This is a genomic window from Nitrospirota bacterium, assembly GCA_040755395.1.
Taxonomy (GTDB): Bacteria; Nitrospirota; Nitrospiria; order Nitrospirales; family Nitrospiraceae; genus DATLZU01.
The window spans coordinates 1-22,997 of record JBFMAX010000026.1 but is presented as its reverse complement, the minus strand read 5'-3'; the positions used below and the strand labels follow the sequence as shown (position 1 = coordinate 22,997).

Genomic DNA, 22,997 nt, shown 5'->3' with positions numbered 1-22,997 from the left:
AGGAGCCTGTCCGACATTGCCGTTCGTGACGAGGCGAAGGAGGTGCCGGCAGATGCAAGGCCGCAGGCCGCGAAAAACCGGAGGCGTATTCGCTGGAATACGTTGAGGATTTTTCGGGGCCGAGAACAAAGCAGATGCCGGTGAATCGTTCGCCGCAGTAGAAAGGTCAATGTCGGACAGGCTCCTAGGATGAGGATGAATGCAAAGAAAGGGATCGTGTATGAAGGCGCTGATTACGGGTATCACCGGCCAGGATGGGAGTTATCTCGCCGAATTTCTCCTCGCCAAAGGCTATGAGGTCTACGGCATCATTCGGCGGTCCAGTTCGTTTAACACGGGGCGGATCGATTCCATCTATCAGGACCCGCACGTGCCCGATTCTCGCCTTCGTTTGGTCTATGGCGATCTCAATGATGCAAGCTCGTTGAACCGGATTCTACGGACGATCCGGCCCGATGAGATCTATAACCTCGGCGCGCAGAGTCATGTGCGGGTCAGTTTTGATATTCCCGAATATACCGCCGAGGTGACGGGAGTAGGCACTGTCCGGCTCTTGGAAGCCGTCAGGGAATCCGGGTTGACTCCGAAGTTCTATCAGGCTTCCTCCAGCGAGATGTTCGGAAAGGTTCAGGAGATTCCACAGAAAGAGACGACGCCCTTCTATCCCAGAAGTCCCTATGGTGCCGCGAAGGTATATGCCTACTGGATCACCGTCAATTATCGTGAGGCGTATAATTTGTTTGCGTGCAACGGCATTCTGTTCAATCATGAGTCCCCGCGGCGGGGGGAGACCTTCGTCAGTCGGAAGATCACCAAGGCTGCGGCCAGAATTAAACTCGGCTTACAGAGCGAGCTGTATCTCGGCAATTTGGACGCGAAGCGCGACTGGGGCTACGCAGGCGATTATGTGGAAGCAATGTGGCTGATGCTGCAACAGGATCAGCCAGATGACTACGTGGTCGCCACGGGCGAGACTCACACCGTGCGCGAATTGCTGGATTTAGCTTTTGGACATCTGAAACTGAATTGGAAGAAGTATGTCAAGATTGATCCCAAGTATTACCGTCCGACCGAGGTGGAGATATTGATCGGTGATGCGAGCAAAGCAGGAAAGAAGTTGGGATGGAAACCCAAGGTATCTTTCAGCGAGCTGGTGGTCATGATGGTGGAGGCCGATCTTGAGGTGGAACGTCTGAAGCTTGAAGGCACGCAAGGGAACATATCCAACGGGTGAAAGAAAGTCGTGGGCTTCTGGACCGATAAACGAGTCGTTGTCACAGGCGGCGCCGGTTTTCTTGGCTCCTTTGTGGTGGAAAAGCTTCGACTGCGCGGATGCCGAGCAGTCGTTGTTCCTCGAAGCCGGCAGTACGACTTGGTCGAAATGGAAGCTGTTCAGCGTCTCTATCGGGATGCAAGGCCGGATATGGTCATTCATTTGGCGGCTCGAGTCGGAGGCATTGGAGCCAATCTGAAGAATCCAGGCAAATTTTTCTACGACAATCTGATGATGGGCGCACAGCTCATAGAAGTCGGACGACGGGTGGGACTTGAGAAGTTCGTCGCAGTTGCGACGATCTGTTCCTATCCGAAGCTCACTCCGGTTCCCTTTAAAGAAGAAGATCTCTGGAACGGATATCCAGAATCGACAAACGCCCCCTATGGCTTAGCCAAAAAAATGCTGCTCGTCCAGTCCCAGGCCTACCGCCAGCAATACGGGTTCAATTCGATCGTGCTGTTTCCGGTGAATCTTTATGGACCACGCGACAACTTCGATCTGGAGACTTCGCATGTCATCCCAGCGCTGATCCGCAAATGCGTTGACGCGATGCGCCGGGCGGCTTCAAACCTCTCGCCCCAAACGTTGACCGTCTGGGGGACCGGCTCGCCCACGCGAGAATTTCTTTATGTCGAAGACGCGGCGGAAGGGATTCTCCTGGCGGCCGAGCGATACAACCAAAGCGATCCGGTGAATCTTGGCGCGGGATTTGAAATTTCGATCCGTGAACTGGTAGAGCGAATTACCACGTTGAGCGGATTCACAGGCGAAGTGATCTGGGATTCTTCGAAGCCAGATGGCCAGCCTCGTCGCTGTCTCGATGTCAGTAAGGCGGAAAAGCTGTTCGGGTTTCGGGCGATGACCCCGCTCGACGTCGGGTTAAAGAGAACGATTGACTGGTACAAATCCTTTCTCAGGTAACCGCGTTCATCCTCTAGTTGCGACATTCATGCTCTATGAATAATTTCCCGGTCTTCAGTCGGCCGGCACATTCTGCTTGACACATCCAGCCTCCTGTGTTCAAATTCTGAACGCATTCCTTCACACCCTCTCGCCGCTGAATGGACATACAAGGCCAACGCGACCTTGTCTTGCTGACCGAAGTCGCGCGAGACGCGGAAGTGACGCAGCGGTCGCTGGCGACCAAACTCGGTGTCGCCCTCGGCCTGACCAATCTCTATCTCAAGCGCCTGGCGCGCAAAGGCTATATCAAGATCACCACCATCCCCAAACATCGCATCCGGTATTTGCTGACTCCTCGCGGGATTGCTGAGAAATCTCGCCTCACGTACCAATACATGCAGTATTCCCTGTCGTATTACCGGGAGATGCGGCATCGGTTGAAAGAGACGCTGGCCGGATTGTCGCAGGCCGAGGTGAAACGAGTGGCGATTTGCGGAACGGGAGAATTGGCCGAACTGGCCTATCTCTCTCTGATGGAGATGAATCTGACGCTGGTAGGCTTCGTCGATGGACGGGACACGCGCACGTTTTTATCGTATCCGGTCTGGCCGATCGAATCACTGAGCGAATGGGAATTTGACGCGCTTTTGATCGCCGACCTGGAAAACGCCAAAAAAATCCAGGCCAAGCTGGTGCGGCAAGGGATTCCGAAGGAGAAGATTCTCGGAGTTGGTCCCCACGGCTGACAATGTGATCCACGCTCGTGCCACGAAACAAACCAGACAGACCGGCTAGACCAGACAGATCAGACAGACCCATGACCTCAGCGATCGCCCCCGACCCCATCCTCGACGAGTTCTTGGAAAGAATCGCGCCCGTCCGCCCGCAGATTAAGCGGATCGTGCTGTTCGGGTCGCGAGCAAGGGGAACCCATCGACCGGACTCGGATTACGATCTGCTCCTGGTCGTATCGCGAAAGGATGATGCGCTGCTCGATGTCCTCTACGAAGCGGTGATGGACGTTCTGTTGGAGCACGGGCGCTTAGTGTCGTTGAAAGTGTTTCCGGAGCAGGAATTTGCCAGGCTGCAAGCGTTGCAGACCCCGTTCATGGAGCATGTGAATCGGGAGGGCGTCCTCGTTGGATAAGGCCCAACAAGAGTTAATCCGTGGCTATCTTGCCAAAGCGCGCGAGAAATCCAGGGTGGCCCGCGATCTCTGTGCCAAGGGAGAGTGGGACGACGCGATTTCCCGTGCGTACTATGCGGCGTACCACGCCGCTCAGGCGGCCCTCTTGACCGAAGGGCAACGCGCCGACACCCATAAGGGAGTCGTCACGCTGTTCGGCTTGTTGCTGGTGAAAACGGGGAAACTGGACAAGAAGTGGGGCAAGTTGTTGAGCAATCTGAAGGACGACCGCGAAGCCGGCGACTACGACGCTTTATCGTACTTGGACGAAGACACGGCGCGCCGCGCTGTTCGGGAAGCAGACGAGTTTGTCGCGGCCATCGAGCGCTATGTGAGCGGGGCGCTCCAGTAAGACGCTGGGCGTCTCCGCTGTAGCAGATTAGAGGGGTTTCCAGAAGGCCGGTTGACCGGCTGCACCCGGCGGCTCCGAGGGGTGATGTTCTGGAGACCATGCGTTCACGCAGGCTCTGACCGACAGGCCAGGCGGAGCCTGTAAGTGAGAGGGCGGAGCTGTCTCCGACGGTCGCGCGAGTAGCGCGACTGGCGGGACAGGCGCGAAGGGCAATACGGCATCGGTGGATTAATCAAGACTCTCAAAAAGAACCGGGGGGGACTTGCATGCCTCAACGGCACGTTGATCTCGCTTGTCGCGCCTTTCACGCCTTTCGCGCGCGGGGCTGCAGATGAACGAGTTCATCTGCGAGCCCCGTTGGTACGCCCTCCGCACCAAGTCCCGGCACGAGAAGCTCGTGCGCGACCGGCTGGCCGGCCAGGGGTTGGAGCCGCTGCTGCCGACCGTCAAGCGGGTGAGCCAGTGGAAGGATCGGAAAAAGGAGATCGAGGTCCCGCTGTTCTCCGGATATTGCTTCGTACGGTTCTCGCTGCGGGAAAAACTGCCGGTGCTCAGGGTGGCGGGCGTGGTCGACGTGGTGGGCAGCGGGAACAGACCGGAACCGATCCCGGAAGAAGAGATCGAGTCCCTCAGGACGCTGATGACCAGCGTGCTGCCGTACGATGCGCATCCCTACCTTCGGGAAGGCATGGCGGTAGAGGTGATCCGGGGGCCGCTGCAAGGCGTCAAGGGCATCCTGTTACGGAAAGACCGGCGCCATCGGCTCGTGATCGGCGTCCGCCTGATCCAGCAAGCCGCCGCGGTCGAGATCGACGTGAACGATGTGGCGCCGGTGTAAGACCGTGCGGGAAGGGATATCCATCAACGCGATGACTCCGCGCCTGACACGATTCCTTGAAGAAGTGCGGCAGGATGAAGCTGTCCTCGCTGTGATCTTGTTCGGTAGCCGGGCGCGGGGCGAGCACACGCCGGCCTCGGATACCGATCTCTGCCTGGTTCTCCCGTTCGGAAAAGATGCCGCAGGCGATCAGGTGACCATCCGAATGCGTTACCTGAAAGACGCCGACCTCGATCTCCGCATTTTTCAGCAACTGCCGCTCTATGTTCGACGGCGGGTGCTCAAGGAAGGCGTGGTGCTGTTTTGCAGAGACCTGGACGCGCTGTACGCGATGGCCTATCGGACCGCTCAGGCGTTTGAAGATTTCAAACTAATCTATCGGCAATACTTGGAACAGGTTGCTCATGCTGGATCGTGAGCGGATTCTTGCCAAGCTCGATGAGTTGGAGGGCTATGTCGGAGAGCTTCGCCAAATAGTCCCGGCAAGCTTTGCGGAATATATGGACAAGCAGGAAAAAAGCGGGCCTGTGAGCGACTCCTCCAATTGTCGATCCAATGCATGATGGACGTTTGTGCGCTGTTTGTCTCCGGACTGCGACTGGGCCTACCGGCAGAGGAAGACGACGTCTTTGAGAAATTAGAGCGTGCCAAAATCATTTCTCCGACTCTCTCGGGTGTGCTCAAGACCATGAAGGGCTTCAGGAATATCCTGGTGCGCGAGTATGGAGGGATCGATCATGCCATCGTGTACAAGGTGGCCACCACCAGGATCGAAGACTTGGAAGCCTTCAGGGCCAGGATGGTTCAGGCTCTTCAGGAAAAAGAGGTGTAGAGTCAGCGGCAGCGCGGCGGCTGATCCGCCGTTCGTATCCGGAAGGGAAAAACCCTGCACCCGCGACCACGCACGATAGCTGTCGAGCACAAAGACCGGCTGGTCCGACAACTCAAGGATCTCCTGCAGGGCAGATCCGAAATTCTGTTTGCCGTGCTCCACGGATCCTTTCTTGCCGAAGGCCCATTCCGTGATGTGGATGTGGCCCTGTACGTCGATCCCGGGAGAATCGGAAATGCGACATTTCGCGAGTATGAGAGTGACCTGGCGGTCCGATTCGGCGAGGCCGTTGGTTTGCCGGTCGATGCGCGCGTGCTCAACGATGCGCCCCTCGCCTTTCGGTATCACGCTCTGAAGGGGGAAGCGTTGCTGGTTAGGGCGGCGGATCTCCTGGATGAATTTCGCGCGAGAACCTGGGATGACTACTGCGATTTCGCGCCGTTTGCCAGGCAATATTTGCGCGAGGCCATCGGTGAGTGAGGTCAATCTCGACCGCCTTCGCGACCTCGCCGGCCATCTACGGAACGCCTGCCGCCAACTTCAAGAGCTCGGCAAACAAGATGCATCAGCCTTCCTCTCCGATGCCAAGGCCGTCAACAGCGCCAAATATCTCTTGATCGTCGCGACGGAAGCTGCGCTCGATATCTGCAATCACCTGGCGGCCAAGAAAGGGGGCCGAAGCCCGGAAGACTATGCCGACTGCATGACGGTCCTCGGCGAGTTGGGCGTACTGGAGCCTGACCTGAAGATGAGAATGAGCAAGATGGCGAGATTCCGCAATCTGCTCGTGCATCTCTACTGGAAAGTGGATGACCGAGAAGTGTATCGGGTGATCACAGAGCACCTTGGGGATTTCGACGAATACCTCAAGGCGGTGGGACAGTTCGTCAAATCTGCGCTGTGTTGACTGACTGTCCAGGACTGCTCGTGTCGATCTACACGGTCCTGATGTCCCCGGTGTTAAGGCGAGGAAGCAGCGGAACAGACCGGTGGTCGTAGGCAGGAGGTCTGCTTGCCCGTTGGATTTCGCGACCGGCTTTGCCAGAAAGGCTCATGACCAACAGATTCCAACAACTGCCCCAAGATGCACAAGAACGGATCTAGATGGCCCCTAAGCGTGTAGCCGGTACGCCGGTCTCGCGGCACTGTGGTTGTTTGGATCCTTTGCCAAGGGAGCAGCGACTTCCATTAGCGAGGAAGTGTGGCGGGTGATCCGTGAGAATCTGCAGGATTTTGAGCTCTACCTGCGTACATTCGGCCGCTATCTGAAAGCGGAGCTGTGGTCCGGCATGATTTTGGTTCGCAAGGAGAAGGCCCATCGGCTCGCGATCGGCGTCCGCCTGATCCAACAAGCCGCCGCGGTCGAGATCGACGTAAGAGATGTCGTGTCAGTCTGAGCGCCTTCACGAATCTTGAAGCACGATTTCGGTGGGGGAAATCCGTTCGATCGCCAAAGTCGATGACCGTGAGGGATTCCGGGTTATACGCAGAGTTTATCTTAGCTGCGTATAATGACTCAGCCGCCGCAGAGAGCACAGATGGGATGATGGAGAAACTCCCGCCCGAAACGCAGACCCTCTATGTGGAGTTGGTGGAGCGCCTCCTGGCGGTTGAAGCCCGTCGCACGATCGGCCATGCGCCGGGCAGTTTCACGGCCAAGACAGTCAAGGGGGAGACGTATTACTACTTCCAGTATTCAGAGCCCGGCGGCGCAACGCGCCAGGTGTACGTCGGCAAGCGCGCCCCGGCGCTTGAACGGGTCGTGGCGAAATTTGAGTCGGAACGGGACGAATACCGAACGGACCGCGCCCACCTGCAACGGTTGTGCGCGCAACTCAGGGCAGGCGGCGCGCTGGTCACAGACACTGCCTCGGCGCGGATTCTACGGGCCCTGGCAGACAGCGGAGTCTTCCGCCTGGGAGGAGTGTTGATCGGTACGCACGCCTTTGCGGTGCTCGGCAATATATTGGGTACGCGATGGACATCGGCGGATATAAAGACGCAAGATGTCGACGTAGCGGCTGAAACGACGCTGGCCGTCGCACTGCCGGAGATCGCCGCGGACATTCCCAAGGCCCTCGACAGCCTCCAGATGGGTTTCTTGCCGGTTCCCTCCCTTAATCCGAAGAACCCCTCCACTTCCTTCAAGATTCGCGGGAAGCCGCTGCGGGTGGACATCGTGACGCCACAGAAGCGGCCGACATCGCAGAAACCGGTCCTCATCTCGCGGTTCAACGTCGCTGCTCAACCGCTGCCGTTCCTCGATTATCTCCTCGAAGGAGCCGAAGCTGGGGCCATCGTCGACGGCGGGGGCGTGCTCGTGCAGGTGCCCACGCCGGCGCGCTTTGCGCTGCATAAGTTGATCGTGTCGGGAGCGCGGCAGGTTTCGGCTCATGGGAAAAGCCTCAAGGATCTTCATCAAGCGGCGCAGGTGCTGGCGGTGCTGGCCGAGGAACGACCCGGTGATGTCATGCTGGCCTGGGAAGCGATGGAGCGCCGTGGAACCGCCTGGACCCGGCGTCTGCGCGCGGGGTTGAGCGCACTCCAGCGAAAGGACCCCTTCGCACACGAGAAAGTCCTTGAGGTTCTGCCGGCACTGCGAGAAAGACGCCCAGTGGCGTAGGTGCGGAGTTAGTTCGCAGGACATCCTCCTGCGGAAAGACGAGCGTCATCGGCTCGCGATCGACATCCGCCTAATCCAACAAGCCGCCGCGGTCGAGACTGACGGGAACGATGTGGCGCCGGTCAAGACGTGTCTTTGAAGCAGCACGCCGTCCCGCTCTTTCGGCAATTCCTTGCTCAGGGTCAACGAATACAGAGACGGTCTCTCCAAACCGGCAAGCTAGTGCTCAGTTTGAATACTAGGGCCAAAAGGCCCTACAGCAAATTGCTTGATCCGGCTATCACCCTCTGGTAAACAGCAGCGCGCGGTCAATGTATTCTCACGGAGGTCAACTTGTGTCACATGCGGAACGGTATCTGGAAGAAGCAGGGCGTATCATCGAGCTCATGGATCGCGAAATGATCGAGCGTATCGCCGCAGGACTTGCGGACCTGCGCGCAAGGGGCGGCAGGTTGTTTCTATTCGGGGTGGGCGGCAGCGCAGCCAACTGCAGCCATGCGGTGAACGACTTCCGTAAGTTATGCGGCATCGAAGCCTATACGCCGGTTGATAATGTCTCAGAGTTGACGGCTCGGACCAATGATGAAGGTTGGGAAACGGTTTTTGCGGAATGGCTGAAGGTCAGCCGAGCCTGCGGCAACGACGCTGTCCTGGTTTTCTCGGTTGGGGGCGGAGATGCCGAGAACAATATCAGCGTCAATTTAATTCGGGCGCTCGATGAGGCCAAGCGTCGCGGTCTGAAGGTCTACGGAGTGGTGGGAAGGAGCGGGGGATATACCAAGAAAGTCGGCGACGCAGTCGTGATCGTTCCTACTGTCAATCCGGCCCATGTGACTCCACACACCGAAGCCTTTCATGCGGTCGTCTGGCATTGTCTGGTTTCGCATCCCAAGTTGCAAATTGCGGGGACGAAATGGGAGAGCGCAGTCCGGGAGGCGGCCGTCTGACGAATGACTCGCGCCGTCTTTCTCGATCGCGACGGAGTCATCAACGCCGCGGTTGTTCGCGAGGGAAGACCTTATCCGCCCGCGACGCTGGGCGACTTTCGTATCCTGCCGGGGGTGCCGCAAGCTTTACGTGACCTCCGTGACGCGGGTTTTTTGCTGATCGTGGTGACCAACCAGCCTGATGTCGCGCGAGGCCTTCAGAGGCGTGACATCGTCGAGGCCATGCACGAGCGCCTCAGACGGGAATTGCCGATCGATGATATTCAAGTGTGTTACGAGGCGGAAAGTTCGCGCTACAAGCCGAAGCCCGGGATGTTATTGGACGCGGCTAAGGAGCGCGATATCGATCTCTCGCGGAGTTACATGGTCGGGGACCGATGGCGCGATGTCGACTGCGGCCGGGCGGCAGGCTGTTTTACCATTTTCATCGATCGCGGGTATTCGGAAACCTTGCGGGAAGCACCCGATGCAACGTGCGCCGATCTTCCAGAAGCCGTGGCGATCATTCTCCGCCATGCGAACCTTCAACTCACAGGGAGGAGAGCCTGATGACCAAGTTGGCGGATTTGAGGGTCAAGATCTTTGCGGACGGCGCGGATCTCGCCGGCATCAAGACTATGTATGCGAAATCGTGGATCAAGGGATTCACGACCAATCCCACGCTCATGCGGAAAGCCGGTGTGACGGACTACAAAGCATTTGCACAGCAAGTGCTGAAAGCTGTTCCGGATCGACCCGTATCGTTCGAGGTGTTCGCCGACGACTTTGATGAAATGGAAGCGCAGGCGCTCGAAATTGCTTCATGGGGCGCCAACGTCAATGTGAAAATTCCGGTCACGAACACCAAACGCCGGTTTGCCGGTCCGTTGATCTACCGGCTTTCCAGGGCCGGGGTTCGGCTGAATATCACGGCCGTGATGACGTTGGAGCAGGTTCGCGAGATTGTAGAACACCTTGCTCCGGAAACACCGGCGATTATCTCGGTGTTCGCCGGTCGTATCGCCGACACCGGCGTCGATCCGGTGCCGGTGATGCGCGAAGCGCTTCAGATCATGCGGGTGCGACCAAAAGCCGAATTGCTGTGGGCCAGTCCGCGAGAACTGTTGAACATTGTCCAAGCGGACGAAGTCGGCTGCCATATCATCACCGCAACCAATGACATTCTGAATAAGCTCTCATTGCTGGGGAAAAATCACAGCGACTACTCCTTAGAGACGGTGGAAATGTTCTATCGTGACGCAGCGGCCGCCGGCTATACGATTCCCTGCACAAAGCCAGCGGTGATATAGAAGTGCCGAATAACACCACGGGAGCCACGCCTATGCGAAATGTGCTGATTACCGGTGGAGCCGGCTACGTCGGAACGCCGTTGACCCCGCAACTGCTGGACGCCGGGTACAACGTCACCGTTTACGACATCATGTATTACGGCTGCGAATTGAAGCCGCAGCCTCGCCTGAAAATCCTCGAAGCAGACATTCGCGACACCGATGCGTTCCGTCAAGCTTGCGGGGGCGTAGACGCCGTGATCCACCTCGCGTGTATTTCCAACGACGCGGGATTCGAGCTGGACGAGAAACTGAGCGAAGAAATCAACTACAAGTGTTTCGAGCCGATGGTGATGGCGGCCAAAGAGCAAGGCGTCAGGCGCTTCATTTACGCTTCGTCCTCGTCGGTGTACGGTTATTCCGAAGCCCCCCGCGTGACGGAAGAACACCCCTTAGTGCCGCTGACGCTGTACAACAAGTTCAAAGGACTCTGTGAACCTCTGTTGTTTAAGCATCAATCGAAAGATTTCGTGTGCGTGACCATCCGGCCCGCCACCATCTGCGGCTACAGCCCGCGGCAGCGCCTTGATCTCTCGGTCAACATCCTGACCAACCATGCGGTGAACAATAACAAGATCACCGTGTTCGGGGGCGAGCAGCAGCGCCCGAACCTGCACATCCAGGACATGTGCGATCTGTACAAGCTTTTGTTGGAACTACCGGATGAGAAGATCGCGGGCGAGACATTCAATGCGGGTTACCAGAATCAAAGCATTATGGACATCGCCAAGATCGTCAAGAAGGTCGTGCAGGAAGAATTCCCGGAAAAAGGCGATATTCCCATTGTGACGACTCCGTCAAACGATAACCGGTCCTATCGCATCACATCCGACAAGATCGCGGCAAAACTCGGATTCGTGCCGAAGCGGACCATCGAGGATGCGGTGCGGGATCTGTGCCGGGCGTTCAAGGAAGGCAAATTACCCAACAGCCTGACGGACGACAAGTACTACAACGTCAAGGTGTTGAAGAAAATTCGGGCGACATGAAAGCGATTCCCCTCACCCCGACCCTCTCCCCAGTGGGGCGAGGGGGGCTTGGATATCCCTCTCCTCTTGAGGGAGAGGGAGGGTGAGGGGGAGTTGAAAGCTGATGCCTGATCACTTTTCCATACGCGGAATGCCCATCGCCGTCGTAACAGGCGGCGCCGGGTTCATCGGTAGCCACATGGTGGATCTGCTGGTCGAGCGGGGCTTTCGTGTGCGCGTCATTGACAATCTGGTCGGCGGACGTCTTGCCAACCTGGAGCATCATAGGACGAATCCAAACGTTGCGCTGGACGAGCGCGATATCCGCGCGCTTGCCCCTGACGACAAACTGTTCGCCGATACGCGATTTGTGTTCCACTTCGCCGGCATCGGCGATATCGTTCCCTCGATCGAACGGCCTGCGGAGTATCTGTCCGTGAACGTGCAAGGCACCGTGCACGTGCTCGAGGCCGCTCGGCGTGCCGGAGTGCGGAAGGTCGTATATGCGGCGTCATCATCCTGTTATGGATTGGCCGCCGTCCCGACGCGCGAAGACCATCCGATCGCGCCGCAATATCCCTACGCCCTGAGCAAGTATCTAGGCGAAGTCGCCGTGTTTCACTGGCACAAGGTCTACCGCCTCCCCGTCAACTCAATCCGCATCTTCAACGCGTACGGGACACGGTCGCGGACGTCGGGTGCCTACGGGGCGGTGTTCGGGGTGTTTCTACGGCAGAAGCTGGCCGGCAAGCCGTTTACCGTGGTCGGAGACGGGACGCAGAAGCGCGACTTCCTCTATGTCACGGATGTCGCGCGAGCCTTTCTCGCCGCGGCGGAAATCGACAAGACGGGGGAAATTTGGAACCTGGGTGCCGGCAAGCCGCAGTCGGTCAACCGCCTGGTCGAATTGCTCGGCGGCGACGTGGTGCATGTGCCCAAACGGCCGGGCGAACCGGATTGTACCTGGGCCGACATCACGAAGATCAAACGAGATCTTGGATGGACGCCGCGTGTGTCATTCGAGGAAGGAGTCCGCCGGATTCTGGCCGACATTGACTACTGGCGCGATGCGCCGCTCTGGGATGCGGCATCCATCGCGGAAGCCACCAAAACTTGGTTTCACTATTTGGGGAGCCGGTAACGACTATGCCTCCTTCGCTGACGAAGCAGTATGCGCACAAAATCAAGACCGTTGAAGAACTGTGTCGCATTCTCGGTCCCCGCCCCCGAAAACGAAAGGTCATCATGTGCCACGGGGTGTTCGATGTAGTGCATCCCGGCCATCTTCGCCATCTCATCTACGCGAAGAGCAAGGCTGATATTTTGGTCGCCAGCCTGACGGCGGATAAACACATCAGCAAGGGTCATTACCGGCCTCATGTGCCTCAGGAATTGAGGGCGCTGAATCTGGCGGCCTATGAAATCGTCGATTACGTCGTCATCGACGCGAATCCGACACCAATCAGCAATATCAGTAAGTTGCAGCCGGACTTCTTTGCGAAGGGATACGAATACACGGCCAACGGCATGCACCCGAAGACGCAGGAGGAGGCCGAGGCATTGCAGGCATACGGGGGGAAAATCATCTTCACGCCCGGTGATATCGTCTATTCCTCCTCAACGCTGATCGATCTGGCGCCGCCCAGCATTAAACTGGAGAAACTTTTGACGCTCATGGAGGCCGAAAAGCTCACGTTTCGACGCCTCCGGGAGCATCTTGAACGGTTGAGGGGGAAACGGATCCATGTGGTGGGTGACACCATCGTGGACAGCTACACGCACACGACCTTGATCGGGGGGCAGACGAAGACCCCGACGATGAGCGTGCTCTATGAGCGCCGCGACGATTACATCGGGGGCGCGGCGATCGTTGCCGAACATATGCGGGCGGCCGGCGCAGAGGTGGTCTTCTCCACGGTACTCGGCGATGATCCGCTGAAGGATTTCGTGTTGGACGGACTGAAGAAATCCGGGGTTGACTGCCGTCCAATCATTGATCCGACGAGACCGACCACCAATAAGAACGCGATCGTAGCCGGCGGGTATCGGTTGCTGAAGATCGATACGCTGGATAATCGGTCGATCTCCGATGAAATCGTTCAACAGCTTGCGCAAGCGATCACGGACACGTCCTGCGATGCCGTGGTGTTCAGCGACTTCCGCCACGGCATGTTCAATCGCCGGACAATACCGAGGTTGATCGCGGCTATTCCCAAATGCGTGTACAAGGTAGCGGACAGTCAAGTCGCCAGCCGCTGGGGCAATATCACGGACTTCAAAGGCTTCGACCTCATCACGCCCAACGAACGCGAAGCCAGATTCGCGTTGGCCGACCAGGATTCGGGGATCCGCCCGCTTGCTTCGGCCCTGTACGACGCGGCGCAATGTAAGACCTTGATCCTGAAGCTCGGCGAGCGTGGGGTGCTCACCTGCCGGAACAGCGATCACGAATCCCTGGACTCCTTTGTTGTGGTCGAATCTTTCGTCGATCGGGTCGTGGACGCAGTCGGCGCCGGCGATGCCTTACTGGCCTACGCGACCCTGGCCATGCTCGAGACGGGAAAAGATGCGGTCGCCACGATTTTGGGTTCGCTGGCTGCAGCCTGCGAGTGTGAGTGTGACGGAAATGTACCGGTCACGCCCGAAGCTGTCCGCCGCAAGATCGACGCCGTTGAGCGACAGGCGAAGTACCTTTGACCCCCTCCCCGTGACCTTCCCCCTTCAAGGGGGAGGGGAGGGTGAGGGTGAAGCGGAGCGATAACCCTTCCCATGCGTGCCATCGTCGTCGGTCTGGGCGTGCAGGGTTATAAACGCCGTCGGGTCGCGGGGCCGGATTATGTCGCCTCGGTGGACCCGGTGAACACGGAGGCCGAGTACCGATCCGTCGAAGAGGTTCCGTTGTCTTCCTATGACACGGCGCTGGTCTGCATCCCCGATGAACCGAAAGTCGAGGTGCTGACCTATCTGTTGACTCATGGCAAACATGTGCTGGTTGAAAAACCGTTGTGGGCGAAAGACGAAGAGCAGATCACGCGCCTCGAGCGATTGGCGCGCGCCAAAGGCGTGGTCTGCTACACGGCGTACAACCATCGCTTCGAGCCGCACTATGTCCGTATGAGGGATCTCATCGCCTCGGGCAAGCTCGGCGCGCTCTACCGCTGCCGGATGTTTTACGGCAACGGCACAGCGCGGCTCGTGCGCGATTCGGTGTGGCGCGATCAGGGCGCAGGCGTACTGCCGGACTTGGGTTCACATTTGTTGGACACGGCGAGGTTCTGGTTCGGCGAGTTGGGTGAGGAGTTCCGGATTGTCTCGGCGGATTGCTTCGAAAACCGGGCGCCCGATCACGTGGTTATGGTGTCGAACGCGACAAGGCCCAAGGTGGAGTTCGAAATGACCCTCCTCTCTTGGCGGAACCATTTCACCTGCGATCTCTTCGCCGAGAAGGGCAGCGCGCATATCAGGTCGCTGTGCAAATGGGGTCCGACGACCTTCACCTATCGCCAGCGGATCCTGCCGTCGGGGCGTCCACCGGAGGAGTCCGTCACGCTCGTACAGGATGATCCGACCTGGGCGCTCGAGTACGCCCACTTCAAGTCCCTCTGCGAACGGGGCACGCAGACCGATTTGTCCAATGATCGATGGCTGAATCGCCTCCTGAGAAGGCTGAGTGAAGAAGCGATAGCGAGCAGTAGCCCCAATCGCCCCCTCACTCCGCCCTCTCCCCGAAGGGGCGAGGGGAAGCGATGAGTTCGTCATCGCCCGGAATCTTCGGCCTCTCCCCCCGGTGGGCAATGGCTAGGGTGAGGGAGAATTTGATGCATCACGGATCGCGATCATGAAACCCGTCATCGGTTTCGCGGGCATGACCCATCTCGGCATCAACTCCGCGGCCGCATCGGTCGGACGAGGATTTGAGACCGTCTGTTTTGATCCCGATCCTGCGTTGGTCGCACGGCTCCGAAGCGGCCGGTTGCCCGTCAGTGAGCCGGGTCTGCCGGAGCTTCTCCGGCAGCATGCCGGTGTCATCGGCTATACCGCCGATGCCCGCGAGCTAGCGCGCTGCGACGTCGTGTACGTTGCCGCCGATGTGCCGACCGACGATCATGCACAGAGTGACCTGTCAGGAATCCGAGTCTTGACCGAGCAAGTCGCAACGGCGCTGGCGCAAGATACGGTCCTCGTGATTCTCTGTCAGGTCCCGCCGGGCTTCACACGCAGCCTTCCGCTGCCCAAGAATCGGCTCTACTATCAGGTCGAGACGCTGATTTTCGGCCGAGCAGTGGAGCGGGCCATGCATCCGGAACGATTCATTGTCGGATGCGCGGATTCCGACCAGCCATTGCCCAGGGCCTACCAACAGTTTCTTTCAGCCTTCGGTTGTCCGATCCTGCCCATGCGGTACGAAAGCGCCGAGATGGCCAAGATCGCGATCAACTGCTGCCTGGTCGCCTCCGTCACCGTCGCCAACACGCTGGCCGACCTCAGCGAGCGGATCGGCGCCGACTGGTCCGAGATCGCGCCGGCGCTCAAGCTCGACAAACGCATCGGGCCGCACGCCTATCTCGCACCGGGCTTGGGGTTGGCCGGCGGCAATTTAGAACGGGATCTGGCGACGGTGTTGCATCTCACGGAAGCGACGGGAAGTGAAGCCGGGCTGATCAAATCCTTCCTGTGGAACAGCCGTCACCGGCGCGACTGGGCGCTCCGAATTCTGCACGAGCACGTATTGGCGGAGAATCCGAAGGCGGTCATCGGCGTGCTGGGTCTGGCCTATAAAGAAAACACCCATTCGACCAAGAACTCGCCCGCGCTGGCTTTGATCGCTCATCTCACACCCTGGCGGGTGCGGGTCTTCGATCCGGTCGTACCGGCGTCGACCGCCGGGCATCCCGGTGTCACGGCGTGTGCATCCGCGCTGGAAGTCGCACAGGGCGTGGATGCCATGGTGATCATGACGCCGTGGCCGGTGTTCCGCGACCTCAAGGCCGATCAACTCGCCCGGACGATGGCGGGCCGCGCCGTCATTGATCCCTACCGCGTCCTGGACGGTAAGGCCGTTGCGGCGGCCGGGCTGGACTATTTCACGCTCGGCGCTCTGCCGCTGCGCGCCTCTCATCATTCCCCTCTCCCCTGATGATTTTAGAAGATACCTCTCCCCTCTGGGGAGAGGATAAAGGTGAGGGGGAGAGAGGAGGGTGAGGGGTGGTGGAGACGAAACGCCGGGCTCAACATGACTTTGCAAGGACCCTGCGACGAAATCAAACGGATGTAGAGCGTGTGCTATGGAGGAATCTTCGATCTCGTCAGTTCCAAGGCCTGAAATTCCGAAGGCAACATCCGATCGGTCCCTATATTGTCGATTTCTGCTGCCCTGAGCGTTTCGTCGTCATTGAGCTTGATGGTGGTCATCATAGTGATCAAGAGCAGGCGGACAGACAGCGCACGGCATTTCTGGAAGCCAAAGGGTTTCGCGTTCTTCGCTACTGGGACAATGATGTCATGAGAAATCTTGGTGGCGTACTGGAGGACATTGGTCAGGCTATGAGCAACCCTCACCCCGGCCCTCTCCCTAGAAGGGCGAGGGGTAAAGGATGAATCTGCTCTCTCCCCTTGGAGGGAAAGGATGAGGGGAAATAAAAGGTATTCTCCCTCTCCTCTCTGAGGAGAGGGAGGGGGTGAGGAGGAGAATTAAAATGAGAGGCAAGACCGCACGTGCTTGAGCACTTGAACCCCAAACCAGCCAAACCCTCCCGCGTCGTCATTCTCGGCGCCGGGGGATTCGTCGGCGGGGCGATCGGAAAACGGCTGGAGTCTGACGGTGTCGCGACGCTGCCGCTCACCCGCAAGGAACTGGACCTGCTGGCGGACGGCGCGTCGGCAAAGCTGAAAGGCCTGCTCAAGCCGTCGGACAGCGTGGTCATGGTGTCGGCGATCGCGCCGGCCAAGACAGTCCCGATGCTGATGCAGAATCTCAAAATGGCCGAGGCGGTCTGCGCCGCGCTGGCCGAGACGGAGATCGCGCACCTGGTGTATATCAGCTCCGACGCGGTCTATGCCGATGATGCGAACCCTGTGACCGAGGAGTCAACGTGCGCGCCGTCCACGATTCACGGCATGATGCATGCGGCCCGTGAGCTGATGCTGAAAAACTCCACCAAGGCTCCGGTGGCCATGCTGCGGCCCACGCTGATCTACGGCGCCGATGATCCGCACAACGGTTACGGCCCCAACCGTTTCCGGCGGGAGGCCCAGAAAGGCGGGCCGATCATGATTTTCGGCGAAGGCGAAGAGCGGCGCGACCATGTGCTCGTGGACGATGTGGCGAGGATTGCAACGCTCGTGCTGAGCCGCCGCAGTGCCGGTACGCTCAATGTGGTTACCGGGGTCTCCACCTCGTTCCATGACATCGCGCAGATGATCGCCAGGCAGTACGGCGTGGCTGTGAAGAGCCAACCGCGTCCGGGACCCAGACCGCACCTGCTGCACCGGTTCTTCGACATCACCAACTGTCTCAAGGCGTTCCCGACATTTCACTATACGCCATTGGCCAAGGGATTGGAGTTGGTGCGCAACGCCCCCTCACCCTGACCCTCTCCCCCTCAGGGGGAGAGGAGATGGTGAGGGGGGGCTAGAGGTGAGGTATATGGCCGAAGTGAACCTGCTCGCGCGATTGCCGAGGACCAAGCGCAACATCCAGAAGCGCGCCGAGGCCAAGGACCCGGCGGTGATCGCCATATCCAAGCAGTACGGGGAGATGTATTTCGACGGGCCGCGCGAATACGGTTATGGCGGCTATCGCTACGATGGACGCTGGATTCCGGTTGCGGAAGACATCATTAAGCATTTCGACCTCAAGCCTGGCGACCGCGTGCTGGACGTCGGCTGCGCCAAGGGGTTTCTGGTCAAAGACCTCATGAAAGTCTGCCCGGGGCTGGAGGCGTTCGGCCTGGATGTCTCGCTCTATGCGCTGATGCACTGCGAACCGGAGGTCATCGGGCGTCTGCATCTTGGCACCGCCGAAAAGCTGCCCTTCCCGGACAAGAGTTTCAATGCGGTACTGAGCCTCAACACGGTTCACAATTTTCCTCGACCGCGGGCGATTAAAGTCATGCAGGAGATTCAGCGTGTCTCCGGCGGAAGGGCCTTCGTCCAGGTGGACAGCTACCACACGCCGGAGCAGAAAGAAATTTTCGAAAGCTGGGTCCTAACCGCAGAATTTCACGATTACCCGGACGGCTGGCTGAAGGTGTTTCAAGAGGCGGGGTACACAGGGGATTATTACTGGACGATCATCGAGTGAGTTCCGTAGAATGCCCCCTCGCGTCGCTCGTTTGTCACCCTAACCCCAACCCTCTCCCATCAAGGGAGAGGGAGAAAAAGGGGGGCGTCGGATATGAATGAGGGGCCTCTCACCGCACGATGATTACCCTCTCCCCTGGCGGGAGAGGGGAGGGTGAGGGGGGAGAATCAAATTGGAGAACATGCAATGAAACGATACGCAGTCCTCGGTGGTGGAGGGTCATTCGGCATTCATACTTCGAAATATCTGCTCGAACAGCCGGACACGGAACGTGTCATCGGCATCGGGCGCAATCCACCACGGCCGGAGCCGTTCACGCTGAACGTCGGCAAGGGCGATAAGCGGTACTCCTACCATGCCTACCACGTGACGTACGAGCTGGACCTGCTACTGGAGTTGCTCGACAAGGAGAAGCCGCAGGTCATTATCAACTATGCAGCTCAGGGAGAAGGAGCGGTGTCGTGGAGGCACTCCTGGCGGTTTTTTGAGACCAACTCCATGGCCCTGGCTCGGCTGGCTGAGGAGCTGATGAAGCGGCCGTGGCTTGAACGCTTCATCCAGATTGGCACGTCGGAGATGTACGGATCCGTTGACCATCCCACGAAGGAGGATGAGCCGATCAAACCTACCAGCCCCTACGCGGCCTCAAAAGTCGCCTTTGATATGTATCTGATTTCTGTCCACAAGTTTCTCAAGTTTCCCATGAACATAATCAGGCCATCCAATGCCTATTGCCCGGGCCAGTTGCTCCACCGTGTCATTCCCAAAGCGGTGGTCTGCGGGTTGACCGGCAGGAAGCTGCCGCTTCAGGGCGGCGGTCGCGCCGAAAAGTCGTATATCCATGCCCGGGATTTAGCTCGCGCCATTCATCTCGTGGCAGTAAAAGCTCCCCTAGGGACCGTGTACAACGCCGGTCCGCCGAAGCCCATTTCGATCCGGGCATTGGTCGAAACTGTGGCCAAGGTCATGGGCATCCCGTTCGAGCAGTTGTGCCAGGTCACGGAGGACCGACTAGGGCAAGATTCCCGCTACTGGCTGGACTCCTCGGCCATCAAGCGCGATGTCGGCTGGGAGCCGCAGATCAGCCTCGAAGAGGGCATCAAAGAAATGGTCGAGTGGGGCATGAAATATCTCGATGTCCTAAAAGACTGGCCCATGGACTACACCCTGCGCGCGTAGACTTTCTCTGAAACTCCTCTCGCTCCAAAATCCCTTTTACTTGAAGGAGAGGGGACGGCGAGGGGGCTTCCCCAAAACCCTCTCTTCCTGGTGGGAAAGGGCTAGGGTGAGGGAGAGGCGGAAAGCAGAAAACCCAACGGAGATGACAGTGAGCAGTAAAGAGCGAACACTCGACCTGGCCGGGGCCCGCAGGCGTTGTCTGTTCTATCGCCGTCGCATCCTGGACATCTCGCAGCAAGTGACGGCCTTACATGTTGCGCCTGCCTTCTCCTGCCTGGAAATGGTGGATCTTATCTGCCATGTCCTGATGCGGCCGGATCCGCAACACACCAATCCCCGGCGATTCCTCGATAGTTTCATCATGTCGAAAGGGCACGGTTGCCTCGCCCAGTACGTGATTCTTGAAGACTTGGGCATTCTCGCCAAGACGGATCTCGATCGGTACTGTACACCGGCCGGGCAACTCGGTGCGCACCCGGACTACGGCGTGCCGGGGATCGAGGCCTCCACCGGGTCACTCGGCCACGGGCTGGGGATTGCCACCGGGATGGCCTATGCCGAGAAACTCAAGGGGAGCGACCATCGGACCTACGTGATGCTCTCCGACGGTGAGTTTCAAGAGGGCTCCACATGGGAAGCCATGATGATGGCCGCCAACCTGAAGCTCACGAACCTCATCGCGTTCATGGACCTCAACGATTTCGGCGGACTGGCGCGGATGAGCGAGGGGCATCCGGCTTTTTATCCGGTGCTGGACAAGGCGCGGGCATTCGGGTGGGAAGCGGCCGAGGTCAACGGCCACGACGCCCAGGCGGTGTTCGAAGCGGTGATGAACCGTTCGGGTCGGCAGCCGTTCCTGTTGGTCGGCCGGACGGTCAAGGGCAAAGGCGTCTCTTTTATGGAGCACGTGAACATTTGGCACTACCGATCACCGAGCAAAGAGGAATACCAAAAGGCGCTGGCCGAGTTGGCGGAGGTGGTCGCGTGAGGAATACGTTCGCCGATACTTTCTACGAAGCGGGCAAGCGCGACAAGCGGCTGGCGGTAGTCGTGGCCGATATCTCGCCGGCCGGCTCCATCCAGAAATTTCGCGAAGATTTCCCGGACAGATTTGTAAACACCGGGGTCTCCGAACAGATCATGATCGGCATGTGCGCCGGCATGGCGCTGCGCGGATTGCAGCCGTTTGCCTACACCATTGCGACGTTCACACTGTTTCGGCCGTTCGAGTTTGTTCGCGACGACCTGTGTTATCAAAATTTGCCGGTCACGGTCGTGGGGATCGGGGGCGGCGTCACCTATTCGACGTTGGGCGGAACGCACCACGCGATGGAAGACGTGGCGGTCGCAGCGGCCATCCCCAACATGACCGTCATCGCACCGTGCGATCCCGCGGAAACCAGAGCCGCCACGTTGTGGTGTGCGGGACAGACGCGCGGGCCGGTGTATCTCCGGCTGGGAAAAGCAGGGGAACCCGACTTCACCTCCAAGGCGCCGGAACCCTGGGAGTTCGGGAAGCTCCGGTACCTCAAACGGGGCAAGGATGTCTGTATTCTGACCTACGGCCCGATTATGAAAGTGGCAGCCGGCCTGGCGGAGCGATTCGAAAAGGCGGGAAAGACGGTGTCTGTCGTGTCGGTGCATACCCTGAAACCGCTCGACCGGGACGGCATCGCGGATGCCTTGAAGAACCATGGGCAGGTGGTGGTGATCGAAGAAATGGTGCCGCGCGGATCGCTGGCCGGCCAGGTGAAAGAAATCGCCTGGGACCGCCGCGCCCGATGCCGGCTCGACACGTTTACACTTCAGGATCGGTTCATCCATAACTACGGCTCGCACCAAGATCTGCTCGCCGCCCACGGACTCGACCTCACGTCCATCTCGGTCGCACTTGGTCTGGCATGACGGTCTACACAGTTCGTCTCGCACTCTATAACTCTGTCTGATTATGCAAGTGAATGCTGGTTTGCGAGAGGCGATAGTGCCAGAGACAGGGTTGGGATTGCCTACCGTGTCCGTTCTCATGCAGAACTACAACCACGGAAAGTATTTGGTGAGGGCGCTTCAAGCCCATCTGCAACAGACTATTCCTCCGCTAGAAATTATTGTCGTTGATGACGCCTCGACAGACAACAGTCGTGACGTTATCGAGGAAATTGCTCTCAAACACACCTGCGTTCGGCCAATCTATCATGCTGTCAATCGCGGTGTGGTATCGGCGATGAATACCGGTTTAGCCGAAGCGAAAGGATATTATGTCTGCTTCGCCGCCGCTGATGACTTGGTTGCTCCCGAGTTTCTTGCGCGGTCAGTGGAGATACTGGTACAGCATCCTGAGGCTGGTTTCTGTTTTTCGGATCCTGCTGAGTTACTTGGCGATACGGGAGTTACACGTGCCTTTCCGCTATTTCTGAGCGAGAGTCCATGTTTCTTCTCGCCGTGCGAATTGGAGAGAGTATTAACATGCAATTTTTTTAGCTTTTCATCCAACTCGATTGTGTATCGACGAGATGCACTGCTACGGGCCGGAGGTTTTCGCGAAGAGCTCCGCTGGTACACGGACTGGTTCCTCAATTTCGTACTGGCATTTCGGTACGGCGCCTGTTATGTCCCTCGCGTGCTGTCCTTCTTCAGGGTTCTTGATAATTCTTATTCAACTCAAGGCAGGCGACAATCAACGACGCAGAGAGAGTTGCTCTATCGTGTCCTGGATCTGTTAGGAACCCCAGAGTACGGGGATGTTGCGCCTTGCTTTCGGCGAGCGGGTATCGTAACGGATATGCGAACAAGGAGTCTGCTATGGCTTCTGGCTTCGCGTCGACACCGGTCCTATCTCACTCTACAATTATGTTTTCGTTTGCTGTTTAGTGGTCTGTGGACTATGGCAAGGCCAAATACCCCCGTTTGGCTACGGCAAGCGGCACGCTGGCTGATAGGGAGGCCGACACGGAGGATGGTGGCTTGTCGGCAAGCAACTACTCATCATGGCAGAGTATAGGTAAAAGGAATTCCGGCATTTCGATCCTTGGCAATATTGAACAGCCAAACAGCACTTGCACGGGCGAAGGTGACTCTAGGTGATATCCGACACCTCTAACCCAATATTATAGTTCTGTGATGTCTAAACTTTCTGTGAGTAGAACCTATCTCAAAATTGCTTGAGTAGCATGGCGATGCAAGCGAGTTGCACAAAACCCAGGAAGTTGGTGGCGTAGTATTCCCAGCGAATCAGTAAGCGCCGCTTCCATTGCAACCATGCAAA

Annotated in this window: 27 protein-coding genes and 1 pseudogene; 27 read left to right on the top strand and 1 reads right to left on the bottom strand. The window is 58.3% G+C overall.

Annotated features, from left to right (window positions below; genetic code table 11):
- The first annotated feature begins 220 nt into the window (after nucleotides 1-220).
- From gmd to AB1555_19440, 27 genes and pseudogenes are all read left to right on the top strand, one after another.
- Nucleotides 221-1,234 carry a GDP-mannose 4,6-dehydratase gene (gmd, locus tag AB1555_19570; protein MEW6248883.1) on the top strand — a complete coding sequence of 338 codons (1,014 nt, stop codon included), beginning with the start codon at nucleotides 221-223 and terminating at the stop codon, nucleotides 1,232-1,234.
- A gap of 9 nt (nucleotides 1,235-1,243) precedes the next feature.
- Nucleotides 1,244-2,197 carry a GDP-L-fucose synthase gene (locus tag AB1555_19565; GenBank protein ID MEW6248882.1) on the top strand — a complete coding sequence of 318 codons (954 nt, stop codon included), beginning with the start codon at nucleotides 1,244-1,246 and terminating at the stop codon, nucleotides 2,195-2,197.
- A gap of 170 nt (nucleotides 2,198-2,367) precedes the next feature.
- Nucleotides 2,368-2,925 (top strand): winged helix-turn-helix transcriptional regulator, encoded by a 558-nt coding sequence (locus tag AB1555_19560; protein ID MEW6248881.1) that lies wholly within the window; start codon nucleotides 2,368-2,370, stop codon nucleotides 2,923-2,925.
- 71 nt (nucleotides 2,926-2,996) lie between these two features.
- Nucleotides 2,997-3,326 carry a nucleotidyltransferase domain-containing protein gene (locus AB1555_19555; protein MEW6248880.1) on the top strand — a complete coding sequence of 110 codons (330 nt, stop codon included), beginning with the start codon at nucleotides 2,997-2,999 and terminating at the stop codon, nucleotides 3,324-3,326.
- The gene (locus AB1555_19550; GenBank protein ID MEW6248879.1) at nucleotides 3,319-3,717 is read left to right on the top strand and encodes a HEPN domain-containing protein; all 399 of its coding nucleotides are present in this window, start codon (nucleotides 3,319-3,321) and stop codon (nucleotides 3,715-3,717) included. The genes AB1555_19555 and AB1555_19550 overlap by 8 nt, the downstream gene beginning before the upstream one ends.
- 331 nt (nucleotides 3,718-4,048) lie before the next feature.
- Nucleotides 4,049-4,555 carry a UpxY family transcription antiterminator gene (locus tag AB1555_19545; protein MEW6248878.1) on the top strand — a complete coding sequence of 169 codons (507 nt, stop codon included), beginning with the start codon at nucleotides 4,049-4,051 and terminating at the stop codon, nucleotides 4,553-4,555.
- Nucleotides 4,539-4,973, top strand: a complete 435-nt coding sequence (locus tag AB1555_19540; GenBank protein ID MEW6248877.1) for a nucleotidyltransferase domain-containing protein — start codon at nucleotides 4,539-4,541, stop codon at nucleotides 4,971-4,973. The genes AB1555_19545 and AB1555_19540 overlap by 17 nt, the downstream gene beginning before the upstream one ends.
- Before the next feature lie 141 nt (nucleotides 4,974-5,114).
- Nucleotides 5,115-5,387 carry a DUF86 domain-containing protein gene (locus AB1555_19535; GenBank protein MEW6248876.1) on the top strand — a complete coding sequence of 91 codons (273 nt, stop codon included), beginning with the start codon at nucleotides 5,115-5,117 and terminating at the stop codon, nucleotides 5,385-5,387.
- Between the two features lie 153 nt (nucleotides 5,388-5,540).
- On the top strand, nucleotides 5,541-5,867 hold the full coding sequence (locus AB1555_19530; protein MEW6248875.1) for a nucleotidyltransferase domain-containing protein: 327 nt from the start codon (nucleotides 5,541-5,543) through the stop codon (nucleotides 5,865-5,867).
- Nucleotides 5,860-6,294: a DUF86 domain-containing protein gene (locus AB1555_19525; GenBank protein MEW6248874.1), complete on the top strand. Its 435-nt coding sequence runs from the start codon at nucleotides 5,860-5,862 to the stop codon at nucleotides 6,292-6,294. The genes AB1555_19530 and AB1555_19525 overlap by 8 nt, the downstream gene beginning before the upstream one ends.
- Before the next feature lie 301 nt (nucleotides 6,295-6,595).
- Nucleotides 6,596-6,784: a hypothetical protein gene (locus tag AB1555_19520; protein MEW6248873.1), complete on the top strand. Its 189-nt coding sequence runs from the start codon at nucleotides 6,596-6,598 to the stop codon at nucleotides 6,782-6,784.
- Nucleotides 6,785-6,930: 146 nt separating this feature from the next.
- Nucleotides 6,931-8,010 (top strand): GSU2403 family nucleotidyltransferase fold protein, encoded by a 1,080-nt coding sequence (locus tag AB1555_19515; GenBank protein MEW6248872.1) that lies wholly within the window; start codon nucleotides 6,931-6,933, stop codon nucleotides 8,008-8,010.
- A gap of 335 nt (nucleotides 8,011-8,345) precedes the next feature.
- Nucleotides 8,346-8,957 carry an SIS domain-containing protein gene (locus AB1555_19510; GenBank protein ID MEW6248871.1) on the top strand — a complete coding sequence of 204 codons (612 nt, stop codon included), beginning with the start codon at nucleotides 8,346-8,348 and terminating at the stop codon, nucleotides 8,955-8,957.
- A gap of 3 nt (nucleotides 8,958-8,960) precedes the next feature.
- On the top strand, nucleotides 8,961-9,506 hold the full coding sequence (locus tag AB1555_19505; protein ID MEW6248870.1) for an HAD family hydrolase: 546 nt from the start codon (nucleotides 8,961-8,963) through the stop codon (nucleotides 9,504-9,506).
- Complete coding sequence (locus AB1555_19500) at nucleotides 9,506-10,246, top strand: transaldolase (protein MEW6248869.1); 741 nt, start codon at nucleotides 9,506-9,508, stop codon at nucleotides 10,244-10,246. Before AB1555_19505 ends, AB1555_19500 begins: the two co-directional genes overlap by 1 nt.
- Before the next feature lie 32 nt (nucleotides 10,247-10,278).
- Entirely contained in the window at nucleotides 10,279-11,274 is a 996-nt protein-coding gene (locus tag AB1555_19495; GenBank protein MEW6248868.1) for an SDR family oxidoreductase, read from the top strand.
- A 121-nt stretch (nucleotides 11,275-11,395) separates the two neighbouring features.
- Nucleotides 11,396-12,523 (top strand): annotated as a pseudogene (locus AB1555_19490) (GDP-mannose 4,6-dehydratase).
- Entirely contained in the window at nucleotides 12,436-13,950 is a 1,515-nt protein-coding gene (locus tag AB1555_19485) for a PfkB family carbohydrate kinase (GenBank protein ID MEW6248867.1), read from the top strand. Before AB1555_19490 ends, AB1555_19485 begins: the two are co-directional and overlap by 88 nt.
- A 72-nt stretch (nucleotides 13,951-14,022) precedes the next feature.
- Nucleotides 14,023-15,003, top strand: a complete 981-nt coding sequence (locus tag AB1555_19480; GenBank protein ID MEW6248866.1) for a Gfo/Idh/MocA family oxidoreductase — start codon at nucleotides 14,023-14,025, stop codon at nucleotides 15,001-15,003.
- 88 nt (nucleotides 15,004-15,091) lie between these two features.
- Entirely contained in the window at nucleotides 15,092-16,390 is a 1,299-nt protein-coding gene (locus tag AB1555_19475) for a nucleotide sugar dehydrogenase (GenBank protein ID MEW6248865.1), read from the top strand.
- 68 nt (nucleotides 16,391-16,458) lie between these two features.
- The gene (locus AB1555_19470; GenBank protein ID MEW6248864.1) at nucleotides 16,459-16,851 is read left to right on the top strand and encodes an endonuclease domain-containing protein; all 393 of its coding nucleotides are present in this window, start codon (nucleotides 16,459-16,461) and stop codon (nucleotides 16,849-16,851) included.
- A gap of 117 nt (nucleotides 16,852-16,968) precedes the next feature.
- Complete coding sequence (locus tag AB1555_19465; GenBank protein MEW6248863.1) at nucleotides 16,969-17,844, top strand: NAD(P)-dependent oxidoreductase; 876 nt, start codon at nucleotides 16,969-16,971, stop codon at nucleotides 17,842-17,844.
- Between the two features lie 55 nt (nucleotides 17,845-17,899).
- Nucleotides 17,900-18,556 (top strand): methyltransferase domain-containing protein, encoded by a 657-nt coding sequence (locus AB1555_19460; GenBank protein MEW6248862.1) that lies wholly within the window; start codon nucleotides 17,900-17,902, stop codon nucleotides 18,554-18,556.
- A 186-nt stretch (nucleotides 18,557-18,742) separates the two neighbouring features.
- Nucleotides 18,743-19,735, top strand: coding sequence for a GDP-mannose 4,6-dehydratase (locus tag AB1555_19455; GenBank protein ID MEW6248861.1), 993 nt, complete (start codon nucleotides 18,743-18,745; stop codon nucleotides 19,733-19,735).
- Between the two features lie 148 nt (nucleotides 19,736-19,883).
- Nucleotides 19,884-20,723: a transketolase gene (locus AB1555_19450; GenBank protein MEW6248860.1), complete on the top strand. Its 840-nt coding sequence runs from the start codon at nucleotides 19,884-19,886 to the stop codon at nucleotides 20,721-20,723.
- Nucleotides 20,720-21,640: a transketolase C-terminal domain-containing protein gene (locus AB1555_19445; GenBank protein ID MEW6248859.1), complete on the top strand. Its 921-nt coding sequence runs from the start codon at nucleotides 20,720-20,722 to the stop codon at nucleotides 21,638-21,640. The genes AB1555_19450 and AB1555_19445 overlap by 4 nt, the downstream gene beginning before the upstream one ends.
- Before the next feature lie 43 nt (nucleotides 21,641-21,683).
- A complete protein-coding gene (locus tag AB1555_19440) occupies nucleotides 21,684-22,733 on the top strand; it encodes a glycosyltransferase family A protein (GenBank protein ID MEW6248858.1) in 1,050 nt (349 codons plus the stop codon).
- Nucleotides 22,734-22,883: 150 nt separating this feature from the next.
- Here AB1555_19440 and AB1555_19435 read toward each other — a convergent pair.
- The coding region (locus AB1555_19435) for a DDE transposase (GenBank protein ID MEW6248857.1) at nucleotides 22,884-22,997 on the bottom strand (114 nt) is incomplete at its 5' end.